Origin of the sequence: Solimonas terrae, assembly GCF_011067135.1 — a bacterium.
In the GTDB taxonomy this organism is placed as follows: Bacteria; Pseudomonadota; Gammaproteobacteria; order Nevskiales; family Nevskiaceae; genus Solimonas; species Solimonas terrae.
The window spans coordinates 553,621-572,211 of sequence record NZ_JAAMOW010000001.1 but is presented as its reverse complement, the minus strand read 5'-3'; the positions used below and the strand labels follow the sequence as shown (position 1 = coordinate 572,211).

General features: G+C 66.7%; 18 protein-coding genes. 6 read left to right on the top strand and 12 right to left on the bottom strand.

Annotated features, from left to right (window positions below):
* Window positions 1–8 precede the first annotated feature (8 nt).
* Window positions 9–920, bottom strand: a complete 912-nt coding sequence (locus tag G7Y85_RS02610; RefSeq protein WP_166251238.1) for an AAA family ATPase — start codon at window positions 918–920, stop codon at window positions 9–11.
* A 161-nt stretch (window positions 921–1,081) separates the two neighbouring features.
* On the opposite strand from G7Y85_RS02610, the gene G7Y85_RS02605 reads away from it, so the two are divergent.
* From G7Y85_RS02605 to G7Y85_RS02595, 3 genes are all read left to right on the top strand, one after another.
* Complete coding sequence (locus G7Y85_RS02605) at window positions 1,082–2,578, top strand: DUF3336 domain-containing protein (RefSeq protein WP_241695920.1); 1,497 nt, start codon at window positions 1,082–1,084, stop codon at window positions 2,576–2,578.
* A 152-nt stretch (window positions 2,579–2,730) separates the two neighbouring features.
* A complete protein-coding gene (locus G7Y85_RS02600; RefSeq protein WP_166251235.1) occupies window positions 2,731–3,513 on the top strand; it encodes a phosphocholine cytidylyltransferase family protein in 783 nt (260 codons plus the stop codon).
* 7 nt (window positions 3,514–3,520) lie between these two features.
* Window positions 3,521–4,168, top strand: a complete 648-nt coding sequence (locus tag G7Y85_RS02595) for a sterol desaturase family protein (protein WP_166251232.1) — start codon at window positions 3,521–3,523, stop codon at window positions 4,166–4,168.
* Window positions 4,169–4,171: 3 nt separating this feature from the next.
* Here G7Y85_RS02595 and G7Y85_RS02590 read toward each other — a convergent pair whose 3' ends face one another.
* From G7Y85_RS02590 to G7Y85_RS02565, 6 genes are read right to left on the bottom strand one after another with little or no spacing between them, the layout of a single operon-like run.
* Complete coding sequence (locus G7Y85_RS02590; RefSeq protein WP_174839732.1) at window positions 4,172–4,954, bottom strand: nucleotidyltransferase family protein; 783 nt, start codon at window positions 4,952–4,954, stop codon at window positions 4,172–4,174.
* Window positions 4,951–6,084, bottom strand: coding sequence for a GNAT family N-acetyltransferase (locus tag G7Y85_RS02585; protein ID WP_166251229.1), 1,134 nt, complete (start codon window positions 6,082–6,084; stop codon window positions 4,951–4,953). Before G7Y85_RS02585 ends, G7Y85_RS02590 begins: the two co-directional genes overlap by 4 nt.
* Window positions 6,085–6,122: 38 nt before the next feature.
* A complete protein-coding gene (locus G7Y85_RS02580; protein WP_166251226.1) occupies window positions 6,123–7,208 on the bottom strand; it encodes an LptF/LptG family permease in 1,086 nt (361 codons plus the stop codon).
* Window positions 7,205–8,410 carry an LptF/LptG family permease gene (locus G7Y85_RS02575; RefSeq protein WP_166251223.1) on the bottom strand — a complete coding sequence of 402 codons (1,206 nt, stop codon included), beginning with the start codon at window positions 8,408–8,410 and terminating at the stop codon, window positions 7,205–7,207. The genes G7Y85_RS02580 and G7Y85_RS02575 overlap by 4 nt, the downstream gene beginning before the upstream one ends.
* 13 nt (window positions 8,411–8,423) lie before the next feature.
* Complete coding sequence (locus G7Y85_RS02570) at window positions 8,424–8,873, bottom strand: HIT family protein (protein ID WP_166251220.1); 450 nt, start codon at window positions 8,871–8,873, stop codon at window positions 8,424–8,426.
* A complete protein-coding gene (locus G7Y85_RS02565) occupies window positions 8,870–9,784 on the bottom strand; it encodes a metallophosphoesterase family protein (RefSeq protein ID WP_166251217.1) in 915 nt (304 codons plus the stop codon). The genes G7Y85_RS02570 and G7Y85_RS02565 overlap by 4 nt, the downstream gene beginning before the upstream one ends.
* A gap of 32 nt (window positions 9,785–9,816) precedes the next feature.
* On the opposite strand from G7Y85_RS02565, the gene G7Y85_RS02560 reads away from it, so the two are divergent.
* From G7Y85_RS02560 to G7Y85_RS02550, 3 genes are read left to right on the top strand one after another with little or no spacing between them, the layout of a single operon-like run.
* Window positions 9,817–10,998, top strand: a complete 1,182-nt coding sequence (locus tag G7Y85_RS02560) for a CDP-alcohol phosphatidyltransferase family protein (RefSeq protein WP_166251214.1) — start codon at window positions 9,817–9,819, stop codon at window positions 10,996–10,998.
* Complete coding sequence (locus tag G7Y85_RS02555; protein ID WP_166251211.1) at window positions 10,998–11,936, top strand: diacylglycerol/lipid kinase family protein; 939 nt, start codon at window positions 10,998–11,000, stop codon at window positions 11,934–11,936. The genes G7Y85_RS02560 and G7Y85_RS02555 overlap by 1 nt, the downstream gene beginning before the upstream one ends.
* The gene (locus tag G7Y85_RS02550) at window positions 11,933–12,871 is read left to right on the top strand and encodes a hypothetical protein (protein WP_166251208.1); all 939 of its coding nucleotides are present in this window, start codon (window positions 11,933–11,935) and stop codon (window positions 12,869–12,871) included. The genes G7Y85_RS02555 and G7Y85_RS02550 overlap by 4 nt, the downstream gene beginning before the upstream one ends.
* Window positions 12,872–12,896: 25 nt before the next feature.
* On the opposite strand, the gene spt is transcribed toward G7Y85_RS02550, so the two are convergent.
* From spt to G7Y85_RS02525, 5 genes are all read right to left on the bottom strand, one after another.
* On the bottom strand, window positions 12,897–14,135 hold the full coding sequence (gene spt / locus G7Y85_RS02545; RefSeq protein ID WP_166251205.1) for a serine palmitoyltransferase: 1,239 nt from the start codon (window positions 14,133–14,135) through the stop codon (window positions 12,897–12,899).
* A complete protein-coding gene (locus G7Y85_RS02540) occupies window positions 14,132–14,383 on the bottom strand; it encodes an acyl carrier protein (protein WP_166251202.1) in 252 nt (83 codons plus the stop codon). Before G7Y85_RS02540 ends, spt begins: the two co-directional genes overlap by 4 nt.
* A 189-nt stretch (window positions 14,384–14,572) precedes the next feature.
* Window positions 14,573–15,547, bottom strand: a complete 975-nt coding sequence (locus tag G7Y85_RS02535) for an NAD-dependent epimerase/dehydratase family protein (RefSeq protein ID WP_166251200.1) — start codon at window positions 15,545–15,547, stop codon at window positions 14,573–14,575.
* Entirely contained in the window at window positions 15,537–17,267 is a 1,731-nt protein-coding gene (locus G7Y85_RS02530) for a fatty acyl-AMP ligase (protein ID WP_166251198.1), read from the bottom strand. The genes G7Y85_RS02535 and G7Y85_RS02530 overlap by 11 nt, the downstream gene beginning before the upstream one ends.
* A 142-nt stretch (window positions 17,268–17,409) precedes the next feature.
* Complete coding sequence (locus tag G7Y85_RS02525) at window positions 17,410–18,552, bottom strand: ELM1/GtrOC1 family putative glycosyltransferase (protein ID WP_166251196.1); 1,143 nt, start codon at window positions 18,550–18,552, stop codon at window positions 17,410–17,412.
* Window positions 18,553–18,591: the final 39 nt, after the last annotated feature.

The following is an 18,591-nucleotide window of genomic DNA, read 5'->3' as shown; positions in this document are numbered from 1 at the left end:
CCGGCGGCTCAGGGAATCGCGACCTGCGCGAGAATTTCCGCGGCGCTGGTCGCCGCACCTTCGCGTTCGGCAGCCGTGATCAGCCGGTGGTTGACGACGGCCGCGAACACGGCCTGCACGTCTTCCGGAATCACGCCGCTGCGGCCTTCGATGAAGGCCCAGGCCTGCGCGGCGCGGCGCAGGCCGAGTCCGGCGCGCGGCGACAGTCCCTGCCGCAGGCCGGGCAGTTCGCGCGTGCGTTGCACCAGCGCCAGGATGTAGTCGATCAGCGCCGGCGCGGCGCGCACCTCGCGTACCCGTTGCTGCAGTTCGATCAGCTGCGCGGGCGCCAGTGCCGGTTCGATTTCGGCGAGCAGATCGCGGCGTTCGCGTTCGAGCAGCAGCTGGCGTTCCGCATCCGGCGATGGATAGCCGAGCGAGATGCGCATCAGAAAGCGGTCGAGCTGCGACTCGGGCAGCGGAAAGGTGCCGAGTTGATAGGCCGGATTCTGGGTGGCGATGACGAAGAACGGCTGCGGCAGCGGCCGGGTTTCCCCTTCGGCGGTGACCTGACGCTCCTCCATCGCTTCCAGCAGCGCCGACTGCGTCTTCGGGCTGGCGCGATTGATCTCGTCGGCAAGCACCAGCTGCGAAAAAATCGCGCCGGGGACGAAACGAAAGCTGCTGGTCGCGGTCTCAAACACGGACACGCCGAGAATGTCGGCCGGCAACAGGTCGCTGGTGAATTGCACGCGCTGGAAGTGCAGGCCGAGCACCCGCGCCAGAGCCAGCGCGAGCGTGGTCTTGCCCATGCCTGGAATGTCCTCGATCAGCAGGTGGCCGCGGGCCAGCAGACAGGCGAGCACCAGCTTGAGCTGCTCGTCCTTGCCGAGAATGATGCGGTTGAGGCCCTGCAGGACGGGCGCGACGGAAGAACTCATGATCGGGCGATCTCTCAGGCGAAGCGGAATGTAGCGAGTGTAATCGGCCGGCTTTGCGGACCGGCGGCGGCAATCCGGCGAAGGACGGTGCCGGCGTGCTTGCGACGCCGGGGCGCTTGCCCCCACCATAACGATCATTCAATTTTCGACCGGAGCTGGTTTTGGATCCGAGAAGCCGTCAACTGCATCGCGAGGTCGAAGCGTCCACGAGCTATTCGCAGTGGCGCGATGCGGCGAACGAACTCGACCGGCGCGAAGGCTGGGACGAATGGCAGGCGGACGAGGCATCGGATGATTACGACTGGCGCCTGATCCGCTCACGTCTGCGGCAGATCCGCCAGTATCGGGACCAGCACGACATCCTCAAGCTGATCCACCATCTGCGGCAGGGTCTGCACTGGAACCTCGGCAATATCGGCAACCCGCGCCTTTATGCGCATGCCCGTGTCGGCACCAAGCAGCTGGTCGCCGAGTACACGCGTGAAGTGGCCTCTGCGCTGCAGTGGATCTGCGAAACCGAACTGGCCGAGCTGCCGCATGCCGCCAAGCTGAAATTCTTCAAGGAGATCGAGCTCAGCTACGGACGATCGGCGCTGATGCTGTCCGGCGGCGCGACGCTTGGCCTGTTTCATGTCGGCGTTGTCAAGGCGTTGTTCCGCGAAAGCCTCGTGCCGCTGGTGATGTCCGGATCGAGCGCCGGCTCGGTCGTCTGCGCAACCGTCGGCACACGCGCCGCGCACGAGGTCGAGGACCTGCTCGATCCGGAATCCGCGTACTACCATTTCTGGCGCATGCTGCCCATGCGCGACGTGATCCGGCGCCGCGCGTTGATGGACCAGGACCAGTTGCGCAAGGCGATCGCCGCCAACGTCCGCGATCTGACCTTCGAGCAGGCGCAGAATCTTTCCGGGCGCGTCACCAATATCACCGTCTCGCCGGCCGGCACCAATCAGCAGCCGCGGTTGCTCAATCACCTGACCTTCCCGTACCTGTACATCCGCGAGGCGGTGCTGGCGTCCTGCGCGGTACCGCTGCTGTTTCCGCCGGTCATGCTGATGACCCAGGACGAGCATGACGAACGCGTGCCATACATGCCCTTGCTGCGCTGGAATGACGGCTCGCTGAAATCGGATCTGCCGATCCTGCGCATGCGCCGCCTGCACAACGTCAACCACTTCATCGTCAGCCAGACCAATCCGCACGTGTTGCCGTTCGTGTCCGGCAAACGCGAACCGGGCGATCGTGGCCTGCGCAATGCCGCACGCGATTACCTCTATTCGACCGTGCGCGGCCAGAGCAAGAGCATTCTCGATCTGGCGCGCCAGAACCTGCCGGTCAGCGGCGTGCGGCGCACCCTGGACGCTGCCTCGTCGATCCTCGACCAGGATTACCGCGGCAACATCAACATCCTGCCGGACGTCAGCCTGTGGCGGTACGCGAACGTCACCGCCAATCCATCGATGGAATCGATCAAGCGCTTCATGCTCGAAGGCGAACGCGCGACCTGGCCCAGAATCGAGATGATCCGCAACCAGACCCTGATCAGCCAGATGCTCGACCAGTGCGTGCGTGCGCTGGAGCAGCTCCGGCCATTGCCCGGCACCGGCGACCGGGTCCGGCGTCCCGAACTCCGCGTGGTGCGAGACCGCGGCGCCTGAAACGGCATGATCCGTGCAGCTTCGTCGCCAGCGCCGTAACATAGGCGTCACATAGGTCGGCGCAGCCGGGGGGCAGCGCCGCATGTGATCAATCAGGTGCGGATGCTATGGATGATGGAATTCCCGGGCGCGGGACGGACAAGCCGTCCGCGATGAAGGTGCTGATTCTCAGCGCGGGGCAGGGCAGTCGCCTGCTGCCACTGACCGAAAGTCGTCCCAAGTGCCTGATTGAATTGTCCGGACGCAGCCTGCTCGAATGGCAGCTGCTGGCGCTGGCCCGCGCCGGTGTCGGCGAGGCCGTGATCGTCACCGGCTTTGCCGCCGAACAGGTGGACGCGATGCTGGCGCTGCATGCCCCGGCCGGCATGCGCGTGCGTACGGTCTTCAACCCGTTCTACAACGTCAGCGACAATCTTGCGACCTGCTGGCTGGTTCGCGAGGAACTGCGTGGCGGCGGCCTCATCCTCAACGGCGACACCCTGATCGAACCGGAAATCGCCGAACGTCTGCTGGCCGCGCCGGCTGCGCCGGTGACGGTCACGATCGATCGCAAGTCGCACTATGACAGCGACGACATGAAGGTCGAGACCGATGGCTTGCGCCTGCGTGCGATCGGCAAGTCGCTGCCGATGTCGACGGTGGACGGCGAATCGATCGGCTTTCTGCGTTTCGATGCCGCCGGCGCCGAGCGTTTCATTGCCGATCTGGAAGGCATGATGCGCAGCGGCGAGGGGCTCAAGCTCTGGTACCTGTCGACCATCAACCGCCTCGTCAACGAGGGTTGCGACGTCCGTACGGTGTCGATCGAAGGACTCGAGTGGGGGGAGATGGATTTCCTGCCGGATGTCGAGCGCAATCGCGAGATGACCGGGTCCTGGGCGGCGCGCTGGCTGACGCCTGCGTCCAAGTCGCGGGCGGTGTTTGCCAGTGGCTGAGATCGGCATGCAAGCGGTGCTGTCGACCGGCGCCGTCCCACGCAAGCGCTTCGTCTCGAATTCGCGCGAGTCGGTACGCATGTTCCGGCTCGGCTGGATGGAGGCGCTGTCCAAGGTCTACTGGTGGGTGCCGCCGCTGGTGTACTCGCCGCTGGTCGTGTTGTTGCTGATTCATGCGGCAGCGATCGAGCATGTCGCACCGGGGTCGATGGCGCTCTGGTTCGTCGGCGGCATGCTGACGTGGACGCCTACCGAATACGTGCTGCACCGCTGGGCCTTTCACTACGAACCGCGCGCACAGTGGAGCCAGCGCCTGCATTTCATCATTCATGGCGTACATCACGATTATCCGAACGACGCCTATCGGCTGGTGATGCCGCCGTCGGCGAGCCTGCCGATCACGATGATGTTCTACGGCCTGTTCTATCTGGTCCTGCCGGCGAGTGGCCTGCAATCGTTCGTGGCCGGATTCATGAGCGGCTACGTCGCCTACGACCTCATGCACTACGCGCTGCATCACGCGAGCTGGCGCATGCCATGGTTCGCATGGCTCAAGCGCAACCACATGCAGCACCACTTCGTCGAGCCGGACCGTCGCTACGGTGTCAGCTCGCCGCTCTGGGACATCGTGTTGCGCAGTCGCGGCCGTTCCTGATTTTCACGCGCCCGGTTCGACCAGCCGGCGCACGAGGTCGAGGTCGGACGGCTTGTCGACATCGACCGCTGCGCGACCGAACGGCAGTTCGACCATGGCCGCGCGCGCGTCGCAGCGCTCCCCGATGCGGTCCAGGGCACTGACCAGCGACAGTCGACCCAGCACGTAACGCAGCGCGCTGCCGTAGCCGACACGGCGCAGCATCTTCAGCGGCTGTTTGCGGTCGTTCTCCAGCTGGCGCCAGAACCGGACGACGCGGCCGGCGGCCGGCGTCGCGAGGTAGAACAGATTGCAGCCCGAAAACTGTCCGTCTGCGAAGCGCAGCCAGGTACGCTGGGTGTCGGGTACCGCAGCCACCACCTCCTGGCGCCGCGCGAGCGCGACGCAGACGTCGCGATCGGCCGGGCAGTGCTCGAGAAAATGTCGCACCCAGGCGGTTTCGAGCAGGGCGTGATCTGCGGTTGTCACCAGCAGCGGCGTGCCGAGCTGTTCGAGCGCCGCATTGACGCTGAGGCTCGGGCTGCCAGCCGCGCGCAGCGTCCGCACGCGCGTGCCAAGCCGACGCAGACCGGCGAGCCCATCGAGCAGCGCCGGTTCCTCGATCATGACGACGATTCGTGCAATCTCCGGCAGCCCGGCCAGCGCCTCGACCACGCGCTCGACCATCGTCCGGCCACCGATCTCGATCAGGGCCTTGTGACTGACGCCTGCGTAGACGGCGAGTGCTTCGTGCGGGCCACGCGAACCGGCGAGCACCAGCGCCGTCAGCCCGGCGGCTGTCTTCACAGGGCCTTGCCGTAGACGCGATAAGTCTTGTAGTCGCGGCTGCCGATCATTTCCAGCAAGCGGCGCATCGGCGCATTGTTTTCCAATATCCACGACAGCTCGACCTGACGGATGCCGAGCTGCAGACAGCGCTGACGCATCGCGTCGATCACGAAGAAGGGGACGGCGCGCGCCGTGAAATCGGCGCCGAGGCTGCGGCGCACTCCCATCAGCGGCACGCGGCCGGTGCCGACACCACGAACTTTCAGGCGCCACAGCAGCCTGGCCCAGTTGAATGGCAGCAGCTTGCCGCCGAAGTCGCGGATCGCTTCGTTCAGATTGGGCAGCAGCACGCCGAAGGCAACCGCTTCACCATCGAGCTCGGCGATCGGCACCAGTTGCGGATCGAGCAGCGGCTTGAGGGCCTGTGCCAGGTGTTCGACCTCCGCCTCCGTATACGGAACAAAACCCCAGTTCTGCGACCAGGCGTCGTTGAAGATCGCGGTGATGGTGCCGATGTCCTCGCGGTAGCGCTTCTTGTCGAGGGGCCGCACGCGCAGGTTCTTCGGCGGCTGCGCCAGCATGCGCTGCAAGCCAGCTGGCGGCGCGTGCGCGGTTTCCAGGATGTAGGCGAGCAGATCCTTGACGCCCTCGTAACCCTGGGCCTCGATGCGGGTGCCGACATGCGGCTGATCGTGACCCATCATCAGCATCGGCGGTGTGTCGAAGCCGCGCACCAGCAGGCCGGTTTCCTCGTTGATCGACAGATTGAACGGGCCCAGCGCACGCCGGCAGCCGCGCTCGCGCAGCCAGGCCTCTGCGGTTTCGAACAGGGCGGCAAAGATGGCCGGATCGTCTTCCGCCTCGATCAGGCCGAAGTGACCCGCACCCTCGTCGCGCAGCATCGGCGACAGGTGATCGATTTGCGCGCTGATGCGGCCGACATCGACGCCATCGCGCTGTGCAATCCAGAACTGCACGTCGGCATGCGCGAAAAACGGATTTTTCTTCGCGGAGAAGGCCTCGCTGCGCTCGAGTTCGAGCGGTGCGATGAACAGGGGGTCGTGTGCGTGCAGACGCGCCTGCACGCGAATGAAGCGCCGCATCTCGGCTGCGCTGCGCACGGGCACCATTTCGACGGAGGAAGTCATGTGAGGGTCTTCCGGCTGCGGCCGGTTCTGGTTCTTGGTCAGGTCGAATCGTAACGGTGCAGGATCGTCAGGCCTAGTGCGGCGAAGGCCAGTGGCGCGCCGGCACTGGCCAGCAGCGGTGGCACGCGGCCGCCATCGCCGAGCGCCGCCAGCAGTCCGTCGACGAGCACGAACAGCAGCCCGAGGCCCAGGGAAAGCAGCAGCAGGCCGCCGCCCTCGCCACTGCGGCCAGCGGCGCGGGTCGCCGGCAGCGCGAGCAGCAGCATGACCAGCGAGGCGAGCGGTGCACTGAAGCGGCGATAAAGCGCCGTGTGGTAGTAGCTGGCCGGTCGCGCGCCGACGCGGGCGCCGGCCAGTACGCCGATCAGCACCGTGCTCGACAGCTGCGGCTGCGGCGAGTCGATGCGCAGCAGATCGTCCGGACGCAGATTGGTTTGCCAGATGTCGCTGTCCGGTGGCGTGCGCGCGACGCTGTCGTCGCGCAGCTCCAGACGATCAGCGCCCGCCAGCTGCCATCGGCTACCGTCCCAGTCGGCCTGCCTAGCCTCCAGCCGTACTGCAAACTGGCCGTCCGCACCGCGTCGATACAGATGCAGGCCGCCGATGTGCCGGCCGTCGGCGCTGATCCGGTCGAAGGCGGCGAGGCCGTCGCCGGTGTGCGCCCAAAGGGTGTTGCCGGAGCTCTGCGCGTCGTCGTCGCCGGGTGGGGGCGTCGTCGAATTCCACCATGCGGCGAGCGCGGTTTCGGTTGTCGGCACCAACTGGTCGGCGACCCAGAACTGAGCGCTTGCGAACAGCAGCGGCACCGGCAGCATGGCGATCAGGACCATGCGCAGATTGACGCCGGTGGCGCGGATCGCCACCAGCTCGCGCCGCCTGGCCAGTGTGTAGAACGTGAACAGTGCACCGAGCAGGGCCGCGAGCGGCATGGCCAGCATCAGTTCGGCCGGTGTGCGCAAGGCGGCGTAGTGCAGGACACCGCGCAGACCGAGATGGCGTTTGAGAATGTCGGTGGTGGCGTCGAGCAGATCCAGTACCTGCATCAGCGCCGCCAGCGCCAGCAGTAGGCCGACCGTCTGGCCCAGAAGCATGCGCCGAAGATAGGACGCCAGCGGGCCTTTCACGTCGCGCTCCGCGGCTTGCGCCGCAGCGGCGAGGTGCCTTCCAGCGCGCGCTCGACGCTGGCGACCGCACGCGTCAGGGGATTGTCGCCCGGGCTTTTCAGGCTGGCCCCGAACAGCCAGCAGCTGACGATCGCGAACACCACGACCGGCGTCCAGACCGCGACGATCGCCGACACATGACCGGTCTGCGCCAGGCTTTCGCCGAACTGCACGCCGTGGTGCAGCGCCAGCAGCATCAGGCAGGCCAGCGCGACGCTGGGCGCACGCTGGCCGCGCTTGGCGGCCATGCCGAGCGCGAAGGCCAGCAAGGGCAGGAACGGCAGTGCCGCGGAGCGCGCCAGGCGACCATGGAATTCGCCGGCAAGTTCGGCATGCGAGACCACCGGACTGGCTTCGTGCATGGCCGACCAGAGTTCGGGCAAGGTCAGTTCGCGCTCGCTGTCGCCGCGCGCGCGGAACGGTGGCGCCTGCGGATTGAAATCCTCGTTGACGACGGCGTGTGCAAAGTGCGTGTCGTCCACATCGCCGCCGCGCTGTTCGCGGACCATGCGGCCGATGCCGAGTTCGAGCCGCAGGTGTCGGCCATCGTCGGTCGGCAGCAGGGTGCCGGTTTCGGACGTGATGATTTCGTCGTAAGCGGTGGTGTGGCGGCGGATGAAGACACCGCTCATCTGCCGGCCGCTGGCGTCGACCTTGTCGGCCGTCAGCGTGAAGCCGCGGCCGGCGTCGGCAAACACGTTCTCCTCGGCGCGCGCGTTCCAGCCTTCGTGCAGGGCTTCGTAAAAGACCGCGCGGTAGCGGTAGCGGCTGTGCGGCTGCAGGTAGCCGTAGAGATAGAACGCGAACACCGCCAGTGCAACGGCCACCATCACGAACGGCAGCGCGAGCTGCACGATCGACCGGCCGGCCGCCAGCAGCGCGTCGAGTTCGTTGTCGTCGCCGAGCTTGGCGACGACCATGAAAATGCTGGCGAAGAAAGCCGCCGGCAGCGCCAGGCCCAGGTAATAGGGCACCAGGTTGGCGATCATCAACAGCACCGCATCGAGCGCCGAGCCACTGGCTGCGACCAGATTGAACAGGCGCAGCAGTCGTTCCAGCAACAGTGCGACCAGCACGACGCCAATCGACACCGTCAGCGGCTGGACCAGCAGGCCGAGCAGGTAACGGTCGACGATCCGCGTGTTGCGGGCCGGTACGTTCACGGAGCCGGCCTGCTCATGCAGCCGGATCGGGCTGCGCCCATCGCCTGCGCAATTCGGCGATCAGTTCGGCCTGGGCCGCGGGTCCTGGATCGACGGTTTCGCCCAGCGCCGGCGGCCCGGGCCAGCCGTGATCGACGTAGCTCGCAGCGGCGAATTCGCGGCTGCCGGCATAGCGGGGAATGACGTGGTAGTGCACGTCCGGGTCGATCATCATCAGCATCAGATAGTTGATGCGCTCGTAGCCGACAAATCCTTTCAGCATGCGTTCGGCACCGCGTACGGCGTCGCGCAACTGCGCGTAGGCCTCGCCGCTGAGATCACCGAAGGCCCTTGCGTCTTCAGTGCAGACCAGGACCAGCGAGCCGAGCGTCGGCTGCTTCGGGCGCAGCAGCAGCAGCCAGGGCCCGACTTCCGCGATCAAGGTGTCCGGATAGCCGAACTTGCGTGCGGTGGCATTGCTCATGGACGAGGCTCCGGGCGGGTAATGCGATAGCGGAAGCTGCCGCCGGAGACGAAGGCGGCACTGGGCTCGTCCCAGATGCGGGTCGCGACGTCCAGTCGCCAGCTGTCGTCGCTGTCGGCATCGATTCGCAAGGCATGCCAGCGCGCGCCGGCGTCATGTGCGTTCGGCATCGCCGACGCGGACGGCAGGCCCAGACACAGGATGGGCTGGCCGTCGCCGCCGAGCAGGTCAAGGCGGGCGTCGCGTGCATGGCCGTGCAGCACCAGCTCGCAACCGGCGCGGCGCAGCACGTCGCGCAGCGCGGCGCGGTCGGCGAGCGCCTTGCGGCGCGACACCGCCGCATCCGCAAGCGGATGATGGACCAGGACGATGCGGAAGCGGCCACGCTGCGCTTGCAGCCGTGCTTCCAGGGCGGCGAGCTGGATGTCGCCGATCCGTCCGCCGGCCAGCAGCGGTGCAGTCGGCACCGCGGAATTGACGCCGATCAGCGCGATCTCGCCGCGCACGCGCACGTAGGGCCAGTTGTCGACGTCACCGTCGTCGCTGCGCATCCAATGCTGCCATTTGCTCCAGCCCTCCGCCGGATCGAGCTTGACCAGCGCATCGTGATTGCCGGGCACGATGCTGACATCGTCGGCGCGGCCCAGCGTTTCCAGCCAGGCGGCGGCCTGCGTGAATTCGCCGGGCAGCGAGAAATTGGTGATATCGCCGGTGACGCCGATGTGATCGGGGCGGGCGGCGCGCACGTCGGCGGTCAGGGCGGTGACGATGTCGTGGCGCTGCACCTCACGGCGCTTGCGATGCCAGGACCAGGCGCTGAGCAGACGCTTGGAAAAACGCTGGCGCCAGTCGAGTCGCGGTTCGTACGGCAGGTGCGGATCGGAAAAGTGCGCAAGCGTGAACGCGGTCATGGATAATACGTGGCTTTACTCAGGGCTCCATGATGACACAGGCACCATCGGCCGAAGGCCGGAACGCCGGCGAGACTTCCGGTGCGACGCCCCCGATTGCCGTTCTTCTCGGCGACAGCGATGTGCGGATCTGGGGGCTCAGCGGCGCCGAACGACTGCGTCGGCAGTTGCAGCGCGCCGGTGTCCGCGATGTCGGCGAAGAGCCGGCGGTCGCCGCTGCGCAGTCCGGGCGCGTGCTGTTGCTGCATTGCGGCTGGGTGTTCGATGAGTCGCTGGTGGTGGCGCTGGCGGCAGCAACGGCCGGCACGGTGCTGCTGGACGAAGGCAGTGACCGGTTGGTGGCCGCCGTCGTCGATGCGGCGCAGTGCCGCGATGTCGCTGCTCGTCTCGGCGAGCCAGGGGCGAATCTCGCGTCCGCGTTTCGGGTCGCGACACCCGCCACGCTCGTCGGCACCTACAACGCGCGTCTGCGCAAGCGTGAAACCGCGTTTCTCGGCGCCCTGGATGCGAGCACCGTTTCCGCGATCGAGAAGCGCACGTTTGCTGCCTCGTACAAGGGCGTGACGGATATCGTCACCAAGTATGTCTGGCCTTGGCCGGCGCGGCATGTCACGCGCTTCTGCGCGCGATTCGGCATTTCCCCGAATCAGGTGACGCTGGCCAGCCTGGCCTTCGTGATCGTGGCCTTCTTCCAGTTTCGCGACGGCCACTATCTGGGCGGTCTGCTGGCGGCGTGGATCATGACCTTCCTCGACACCGTCGACGGCAAGCTCGCGCGCGTCACATTGCAATCGTCGAAATTCGGAGACGTCTTCGATCACGGCATCGATCTCATTCATCCGCCATTCTGGTGGTGGGCCTGGATCGCGGGCCTCTCCGTTGCGGGCTGCAGCCTGCCGGATCACGATCTGGTTCTGGCGATCGTTCTTGTCGGATACGTCGCCCAGCGCCTGGAGGAGGGGATCTTCCAGTTGCTGTTCGGCATGGCGATGCACGTCTGGCGTCCGTTCGACAGTTTCTTCCGCATGATCACGGCTCGTCGCAATCCGAACCTCGTGATCCTGAGCATCAGCGTTCTGTTCGGGCGCCCGGACATCGGCATGCAGATCGTCGCGATCTGGGTTCTGATCTGCTTCGTCGTTCATGCAAGCTGCATCGTGCAGGGCATGATCGCCCGGCGCCGCGGTCCGCTGTCGTCCTGGCTTGCCGCTTGATGCGCGCGGGGCTGATCCACAATCCGCGCAGTCAGCGCAACCGCCGTGGCGTCGATCTGCGGATTCCACCGACGCTGCCGTCGGCGAGCCCGGGCACGCCAGCCGAACTGCTCGACACCTTGCGTGACTTCGCGTCGCAAGGGGTCGAACTGCTGATCGTCAGCGGCGGTGACGGCACGCTGCGCGACGTGACCACCCTGTTGCCGCAGGCCTACGGCGAGCGGCTGCCGCGCCTGTCGCTGCTGGCGGCCGGCAATGCCAACACGGTGGCCTCCGATGTCGGGTCCGCCGGTTTCGGGGCCGACGCGCTGCAGCGTGTACTGCGCGCGGCACAGGAGAATCGCTTCCGTCGCAGCGAATGCCGGCCGATGCTGCGTGTCAGCTGGCCTGATCGCGATGTGTCGCCGGTGCTCGGCTTCTTCGGCGGCGCGGCAGTGCTTGCGCGTGCCACCCGCCACGCCAACGAAAAGGTGCTGACCCAGGGTGTGACACACAAGGCGTCCGTGCTGGTGACGGTCGCCGTCGCGGTATGGCGTGCAGTCAAGGGGCAGCCGGGGTGGCTGGGGGCCGAGGCCATGGCCATAACGGTGGACGATGCGGCACCGCTGGACGGGGCGCGGTTTCTGTTTCTGGTGACCACGCTGAACAAACTGATGATGGGGCTGTGGCCGTTCTGGGGCGACGAAGATCGCACGGCACCGCTGCGCTATCTCGACATCGATTCGCCGCCGCGCAAGCTCTGGCGATCGCTGCGAGCCGTGCTGCGCGGGCGGCCGACGGCACAGATCCTCAGCAATGGTTATCGCAGCGGTCGCGCCGAGCACATCCGCATTCATTGCGAAGAGCCGATGGTGATCGACGGTGAAGTCTTCATGCCGGGACCGGCTGCGATCGTCGAATTCGGTCGCGGCCCGACCGTGGAATTCGTGACGCCATGAGCACGCGCACCGTGCTGCACAGTCTGATCGCCGCCGAGCTGCATCGCGAACTCGATCCGCGCGTCGTCGCATTTGCCCGTGCACTTGCGCAGCGCAGCCCGGCTGCGTATGCCGTGCTGTTCTACGGTTCCGCGCTGCGCGATGCGGATTTCAGTGGCCTGCTCGACTTTTACGTCGTGGCGTCGCCGCTGCGGGACTGGCACAGCAGCCGTACGGCGGCGCTCGCCAACGAGCTGCTGCCGGTCAACGTTTCGTACGAGGAGCTGACCGTCGACGGACAGACCTTGCGCGCCAAGGTGGCTGTCCTCAGTCCGGCGCAGCTGCGCGCCGGCATGCGGCCGGCCGCGATCGATACGACGATCTGGGCGCGCTTTTCACAGCCGGCGGCCTGTGTCTGGGTGCGTGATGCGGCAGCACAAGACGCGATCGATGCCGATGTGATGCAGGCGGTGGTGACGGCGGCGCGATGGGCGGCGCTGCTGGGGCCCGAGTCCGGCACCGCCGCCGACTACTGGCAGCTGCTGTACCAGCACACTTACGCGGTGGAATTGCGCGTCGAACGGGGCGGCGCGCGTGCGCAGTCGCTGCTCGCGTACGGCGGCGGCAGGTATGCGCAGCTGCTGCCCCTGGCGTGGCGGGCGGCGGGGATCGCCTATCGCGAGGCGGGAGAACTGTTGACGCCGGCCCTGAGCGCCGACGCGAGGCGTTCGGCACAAGCGGCCTGGTCGCTGCGCCGTCTCGCCGGCAAGCCGCTGAATATACTGCGGCTGGCAAAGGCCGCGTTCACCTTCGACAACGGTGCCGACTATCTGGCGTGGAAGATCGAGCGGCATTCCGGCTTTCGCCTGGAACTGAGCGATTGGCAGCGACGTCACCCGGTCATCGCCGCGCCACGTCTGCTCTGGCGACTCTGGCGTCGTGGTGTGCTGCGCTAGAACGAGCCCGCAGCTGCGCTCGGCTTCAGACGGCGCCGACCGCGATGCGCGGCAATTCGACGAACGGTTCGGCCGGCAGGATGCCCAGTTCGCGACCGATCTCGCCGAACAGGTCGACGGCCTTCTGAATCTGCCGCGGACTGTGCGCTGCGCTGACGCTTGCGCGCAGCAACGGTCGGCTCGAAGGTGTTGCCGGCGGCAGCGCCAGATTGAGATAGACGCCGCCTTCGACCAGTGCGTTCCAGAAACGGACGGCAACCTCCGGTTCGTCGAGTGCGACCGATACGACCGGACTGATGTGCGGGCCGACTTCCAGCCCCAGCGCCCGCAGACCGCCATGCAATTGCGTGGCATTGGCCATCAGTTGCGTACGCAGGCCCTTGTCGCGATCGAGACGCTGCAGCGCGCTGCGTGTCGAGGCGATGATCGATGGCGGCAACGAGGCGGTGAACATGTACGGACGGCAGGCGACGCGCAGAATGTCGAAGCCGTCGAGATCGGCGACGCAGAAGCCGCCGACGCTGCCGAGGCTTTTCGAGAAGGTGCCGACGATGAAATCGACGTCGGCCTCGACCCCTGCGGCTTCGGCCAGACCGCGGCCGTGCTCGCCGAGCACGCCCATCGAGTGTGCCTCGTCGACCATCAGATAGGCGCCCATCTCGCGCTTCACGGCCGCGATCTCGCGCAGTGGCGCAACATCGCCAAGCATCGAATAGATGCCTTCGGCGACGATCAGTTTGCTGCCCGGCACGTCCTTGAGACGGCGCAGGCGTTTGTACAGATCATCCGGATCGCTGTGGCGGAAGCGGATCACCTCGGCATGGCCGAGACGCGCGCCGTCGTAGATGCTGGCGTGGCTGTCGGAATCGAGGATCAGGTGATCGCCGCGGCCGACGATCGTCGACAGCATGCCGAGGTTGGCCTGATAGCCGGTACTGAACACCATGCAGTGACGGCGTCCGAAGAAGGCCGCGAGATCGCGTTCGAGTGCGCCGTGGCCGGCATAGCTGCCATTGGCGACACGCGAGCCGGTGGTGCCGGTGCCCAGCGTCTGCACGGCGCGCACGGCCTCGTCGATGCCGTGCTGATCGAAGGTCAGGCCGAGATAGTTGTTGGTGCCGAGCAGGATGACGCGACGGCCGCCGAGGACGCCTTCGGTCGCCGATTCGATGCGATCGAAACTGACCGAGAACGGATTGTGCGCCCTGTCGCCAAGGCTGTCATAGGTCTGACGAAGGTGATCGAATTTGTCGAAGATGCTCATGCGCGTTCCGCGTTCCCCAAGCGCTCCACGACCTGCGCGAGATCGTCAACGGTAACGATGTCGGCGACGCGATCGAGCGGAATCGAGATGTCGAAGCGGTCTTCGACCGAAAGGATGAAGTCCATGACGGCGACCGAATCCAGTTCCAGATCCTGGACGATGCGCGTCGCGCCGCCGATGTCCGGCACATCGGGACGGGCCTGATGCAGGCCGGCAATGATCTGTTCGCGAATCTCGGAAAGCTGCATCGTGGGTCCATCGATCAAGTGTGTCGCGGGCACTTCGGCACGGAACCGCTGCTGCAAATGCGGTGCCGTTTGGGGGAGGGAGCCGGAGAATCGCGAGTAAGTCGTTGTTAAATATTAGGGAAGCTGCAAGAAATATGCAACGAAGCTGTCACGAGCGCCAAGCCCCCTTGCGCAAGCCGTTTTCCGCCTTCAAGCAGCCAGCCAACCAGCCTGACGATACCACGCAGCGGCGTGGGCAAAGCCGTCCGCCAGCGCGAACCGGGCCTGCCACCGGGGGGCGGTGAAACGCTGCTCGACGGGTACCGTCCAGTCTTCGAACAGGAGTTCGCGGAGCTTTTCCGAGCCGAGCATCTGGTGGCTGCCGAAGCGATGGCCAATGTCGCCGATCAGGGCGAGGCCCTGCAGGACGGCAGGCGGCAGGCGGAAGTAACCCGCATCCGCACGTCCGATCGCCGCCGCTGCCGCCTGCATCAATTCGCGCCAGCAATAGCCTTCGGCTCGCGCATCGCAAATCGTGCTGACGCGGCCGTGCGGGCCGAGTTGCAGGGCAGAGACGATTGCGGCGCAGAGGTCCTCGACCTGGATGACGCTGATCCGGGCACGGTCGCTGCCGAGCAGCGGGACCCGGGCCAGACGCGCCAGTTGAAAGAAGATCAGGGTTTCCCGGTCGCCCGGGCCGTACACCGCGGCGGGTCGCAGTACCTCGGCCTTTGCGCCGAGGATGTGCAGCATTTCGTCTTCGCCGGCACGTTTGCTCGCGGCGTACGACGACAGTGCCGGCTCGCGCGCAGCGAGGCTGGAGATGTAGAACGCCGGGCAGTCCGCTGTGTGTTCACGGATCGATTCGCAGAGCGCACGCGTCGCGTCGCGGTTGACCGCCATGTAACCCGCGGTGTCCGGGGCCTTGATCAAGCCGGCGAGATGGACGACCGCGTCGGCGCCCCGCACCAGCTGTCGCCGGGCTTCTCGATCGCGCAGATCCCCGGCGACGGACTCGATCCCCAGATCGCGCCAGTCGGTGCCCGCCGGATCGCGCCTGACCAGGATGCGGACCTGCCAGCCGGCGCGGGCCAGCGCCGGAACCAGATGCCGGCCGATGAAGCCGGTGGCGCCGGTGACGGCGACGACCGGCGCATTCGCGGCGGGCCCCGCCTCAGGCGGCACGCACGCTCTCGAACGCACCTTTCAGATAAAGCTGACGCGCCTTCGCGCGGCTGAGTTTGCCGCTCGAGGTCTGCGGCAGCGCGCGTGGCGGCACCGGCACCACATCGGCATGCACGCCGTGACGTGTGCGCAGCACGCCGGCGACTTCGGCGCCGATGGCGTCGCGCAAGTCCGGGTCGTTGCTGCGGCATTCAAACAGCACGACCACGCGCTCGCCGGCCTCGTCGTTGACGGAAAACGCCGCGACGTCGCCGCTGCGCAGTGCGGCGACTTCGCCCTCCGCCGTCCACTCCAGGTCCTGCGGCAGGATGTTGCGGCCGTTGACGATGATCAGATCCTTGGCGCGACCGGTGATCACGATCTCGCCGTCGGCCAGATAGCCGAGATCGCCGGTGTCCAGCCAGCCACCGGCCAGCATCACCCGTTCCGTCTCATCGGGCCGTGCGAAGTATTCCTTCATCAGACTCGGTCCGCGCACGAGGATGCGGCCGATCTGACGTTCCGCCAGGGCTTCGCCGTTTTCACCACGCACTTCGACGGCGTGGCCCGGCAGGATCGGCCCGCAGAATACGAAGCTGCGACTGCGGGTGGCATCGGCAGCCGCCGGTTCCGCGCGGTCATTGCGCTCGAGCGCATCGATATCGAGCACATCGACGCGCAGCGCACGGCCAGCCGGCGAAAACGACAGGGCCAGGGCCGCCTCCGCCATGCCGTAGCTCGGCACGAAGGCATCGGCACGGAAACCGCTGCCGGCGAAACGCTCGGCAAACGCGTGCAGCGGTGCCGGGCGCACCATGTCGCCGCCGATGCCGGCCGCACGCCAGCTCGACAGGTCAAGGCCGTCCGGCGCGCCGTTTTCGGCACGCCGCGCGCAAAGCTCGTAGCCGAAGCTGGGACTGTAGGACAGCGTGCCGCGATTGCGGCTGATCAGTTGCAGCCAGGTCAGCGGCCGACGCGCAAACTCGCGGGTGGCGATGAAATCGACCGGGATCGCGCAGCACAGCGGTGTCAGCAGGAAGCCGACCAGTCCCATGTCGTGATAGAACGGCAGCCAGGATACGCAGCGGTCGTCCGGGCCGATTTCAAGCCCGTACCGGGCGATGGCGCCGATGTTGGCGATGACGGCTCGATGCGTGACGGCGACGCCCTGAGGAAAGCGGGTGCTGCCGGACGAAAATTGCAGGTAGGCGAGGGCGTTTGCGTCCACTTCCGGCAGATCGTCACTGCCGGCAGGCAAAGTCCGCAGCTGCGCCAAGGTCCCGCAGAAGCGCAGCGGCAGATCGCTGCAGGGCTCTTCCAGCCAGTCGATCAGCGTCGCTGGCGCCAGCAATGCGGTCGCGCCGATGCTGGCGAGCATGCCGTGTACATGCTCGACGTACTGGCTGCGACCACCAAGCGCTGCCGGCAGCGGCAGTGGCGCCGGCACCAGAGCGGCGTACTGGCAGGCAAAGAACGCGCGCGCGAAATCACCGTCGGTCTCGGCGACGACGCCGACCCGGTCCCCCGCTTTCAGGCCGCTTGCGAGCAGGTGCCGCGCCAGCGTCATCGACTGCTCGCGCAGGTCCGGGTAGCTGAGAGCTTCCTGCAGCTCGCCCTTGCCCGAGTAGAAATTCATCGCGTTCGCGCTGCCGGCCGCGTAGTCAAGTGCACCGGTCAAAGTGCAGTAGCCTTGCGGGCCGACAAGCGTGTCGCCGCTCGCCGCGGCAGCAATATTGGTCATCGACAATCTGAAATCGCTCATTTTGTAGGTTGGCGTCCCTGCCTGCGCCCCCGCGCCAGCCATCTATGATACTTCCGCGGCGCCGGACTGTGACGACCGTCGGCTCGTGACGACACGACTCCGTCGCGTCACCCGGCCACGTTCAGTTCGAAGTCGAATCGTCGCCACCCGGCGCCGCCGCGATTTCACCGGCCGGATCGGCGCGATCGACCAGTGCGCGCGCGCGCGCGACCGTCCGTTCGCGTTGCTGTGCGACAAAGCTCAGGGCGCGGTCCGGTTGGCCGAATACGCCGGCCTCGCGCAGTTGCCGATGGCACTCGGCAAGATCGCGCAGCGAGAAGATCAGGCCGGCATCGATCAGCCACGCGTGGACGGCGTGCAGCCATGGCGAGCGGGTACCGGCCCGTTTGGCGAAAATCGCGATCCGTGCCGCGATGTCGAGCCGCTGCGGCAGTTCGAACAATTGAACGGGCCGGCCGCTGGACAGGGCGTCGCCGAGCATTGCAAGGCTGTCGCTGGTCACGATGAATCGATCGCCCTGGCGCAGCAGAGCTCGATACGGGTTGTCGCGCGCCGACCAGCGCCAGATCACGTGCTCGACCTGCAGCCCGCGCTCGATCTCGTCAAGGCGTTCGGGCACGGTTCTCGGCGCACCGAGGATGATGGCGCTGCCGCCATTCGCGCGGACTTGCCCGTCGATCTCCAGCGCCAGCCGCTGCGCGGCCTCGCGATCGAAGCAGTACGGACGACTGTTGCCGCCGACCAGCGCCACGGTCCAGGGCCGCGGTAGCCGGGAAAACGCTGCCAGCGAAGAGCTGTCGGGCGGCGCGCTGCCGGGTGCCGGTTCGTTTCTCAGCGGCAGCAGATTGCGGATCACGTTGTCGCGGTCCGGCAGACCGTATTGAGCAGTCGTGACGATCAGATCGAACCAGCGCAGTGGTGCCCGCGGCCGCCCGAGGTGAATCAGGTGCGTGGCGATGCCGCTGCGCGCCGCCCGGGCCTGGATCCAGCGCACGACCGGTACCACACGGCGTCCGGACGCCAGCACGATTTCCGGCCAGGGTGACGGCCATGCGACGGGTTCACTGAGGGGCAAGAGGCGGCGGCCAAGCAAGACGGCGGGCAGGCGGCTGATGAGCTTGCCGTAGTGCAGCTGGATGGTCAGCACCGGTCGTTCCAGCGATTCGGCGAGCGCGATCAGTTGCTGATTGTCACCATGGTGTTTGCCGAGCAAGACCCAGACGGGCCGCGATGAGCGTGGTGAGCTGTGCTCGACGTGCAGCATGGTCTTGCCGTGACGGGTGCGCAGAGAGTGAGGTGGATC

Bases quoted from the DNA above. Each gene is read 5' to 3' on its own strand.
- G7Y85_RS02610 (WP_166251238.1), bottom strand. From the start codon at position 920: ATGAGTTCTTCCGTCGCGCCCGTCCTGCAGGGCCTCAACCGCATCATT.
- G7Y85_RS02600 (WP_166251235.1), top strand. From the start codon at position 2,731: ATGAAGGTGCTGATTCTCAGCGCGGGGCAGGGCAGTCGCCTGCTGCCA.
- G7Y85_RS02595 (WP_166251232.1), top strand. From the start codon at position 3,521: ATGCAAGCGGTGCTGTCGACCGGCGCCGTCCCACGCAAGCGCTTCGTC.
- G7Y85_RS02585 (WP_166251229.1), bottom strand. From the start codon at position 6,084: ATGACTTCCTCCGTCGAAATGGTGCCCGTGCGCAGCGCAGCCGAGATG.
- G7Y85_RS02570 (WP_166251220.1), bottom strand. From the start codon at position 8,873: ATGAGCAATGCCACCGCACGCAAGTTCGGCTATCCGGACACCTTGATC.
- G7Y85_RS02565 (WP_166251217.1), bottom strand. From the start codon at position 9,784: ATGACCGCGTTCACGCTTGCGCACTTTTCCGATCCGCACCTGCCGTAC.
- G7Y85_RS02560 (WP_166251214.1), top strand. From the start codon at position 9,817: ATGACACAGGCACCATCGGCCGAAGGCCGGAACGCCGGCGAGACTTCC.
- G7Y85_RS02555 (WP_166251211.1), top strand. From the start codon at position 10,998: ATGCGCGCGGGGCTGATCCACAATCCGCGCAGTCAGCGCAACCGCCGT.
- G7Y85_RS02550 (WP_166251208.1), top strand. From the start codon at position 11,933: ATGAGCACGCGCACCGTGCTGCACAGTCTGATCGCCGCCGAGCTGCAT.
- spt (WP_166251205.1), bottom strand. From the start codon at position 14,135: ATGAGCATCTTCGACAAATTCGATCACCTTCGTCAGACCTATGACAGC.
- G7Y85_RS02540 (WP_166251202.1), bottom strand. From the start codon at position 14,383: ATGCAGCTTTCCGAGATTCGCGAACAGATCATTGCCGGCCTGCATCAG.
- G7Y85_RS02530 (WP_166251198.1), bottom strand. From the start codon at position 17,267: ATGACCAATATTGCTGCCGCGGCGAGCGGCGACACGCTTGTCGGCCCG.
- G7Y85_RS02525 (WP_166251196.1), bottom strand. From the start codon at position 18,552: ATGCTGCACGTCGAGCACAGCTCACCACGCTCATCGCGGCCCGTCTGG.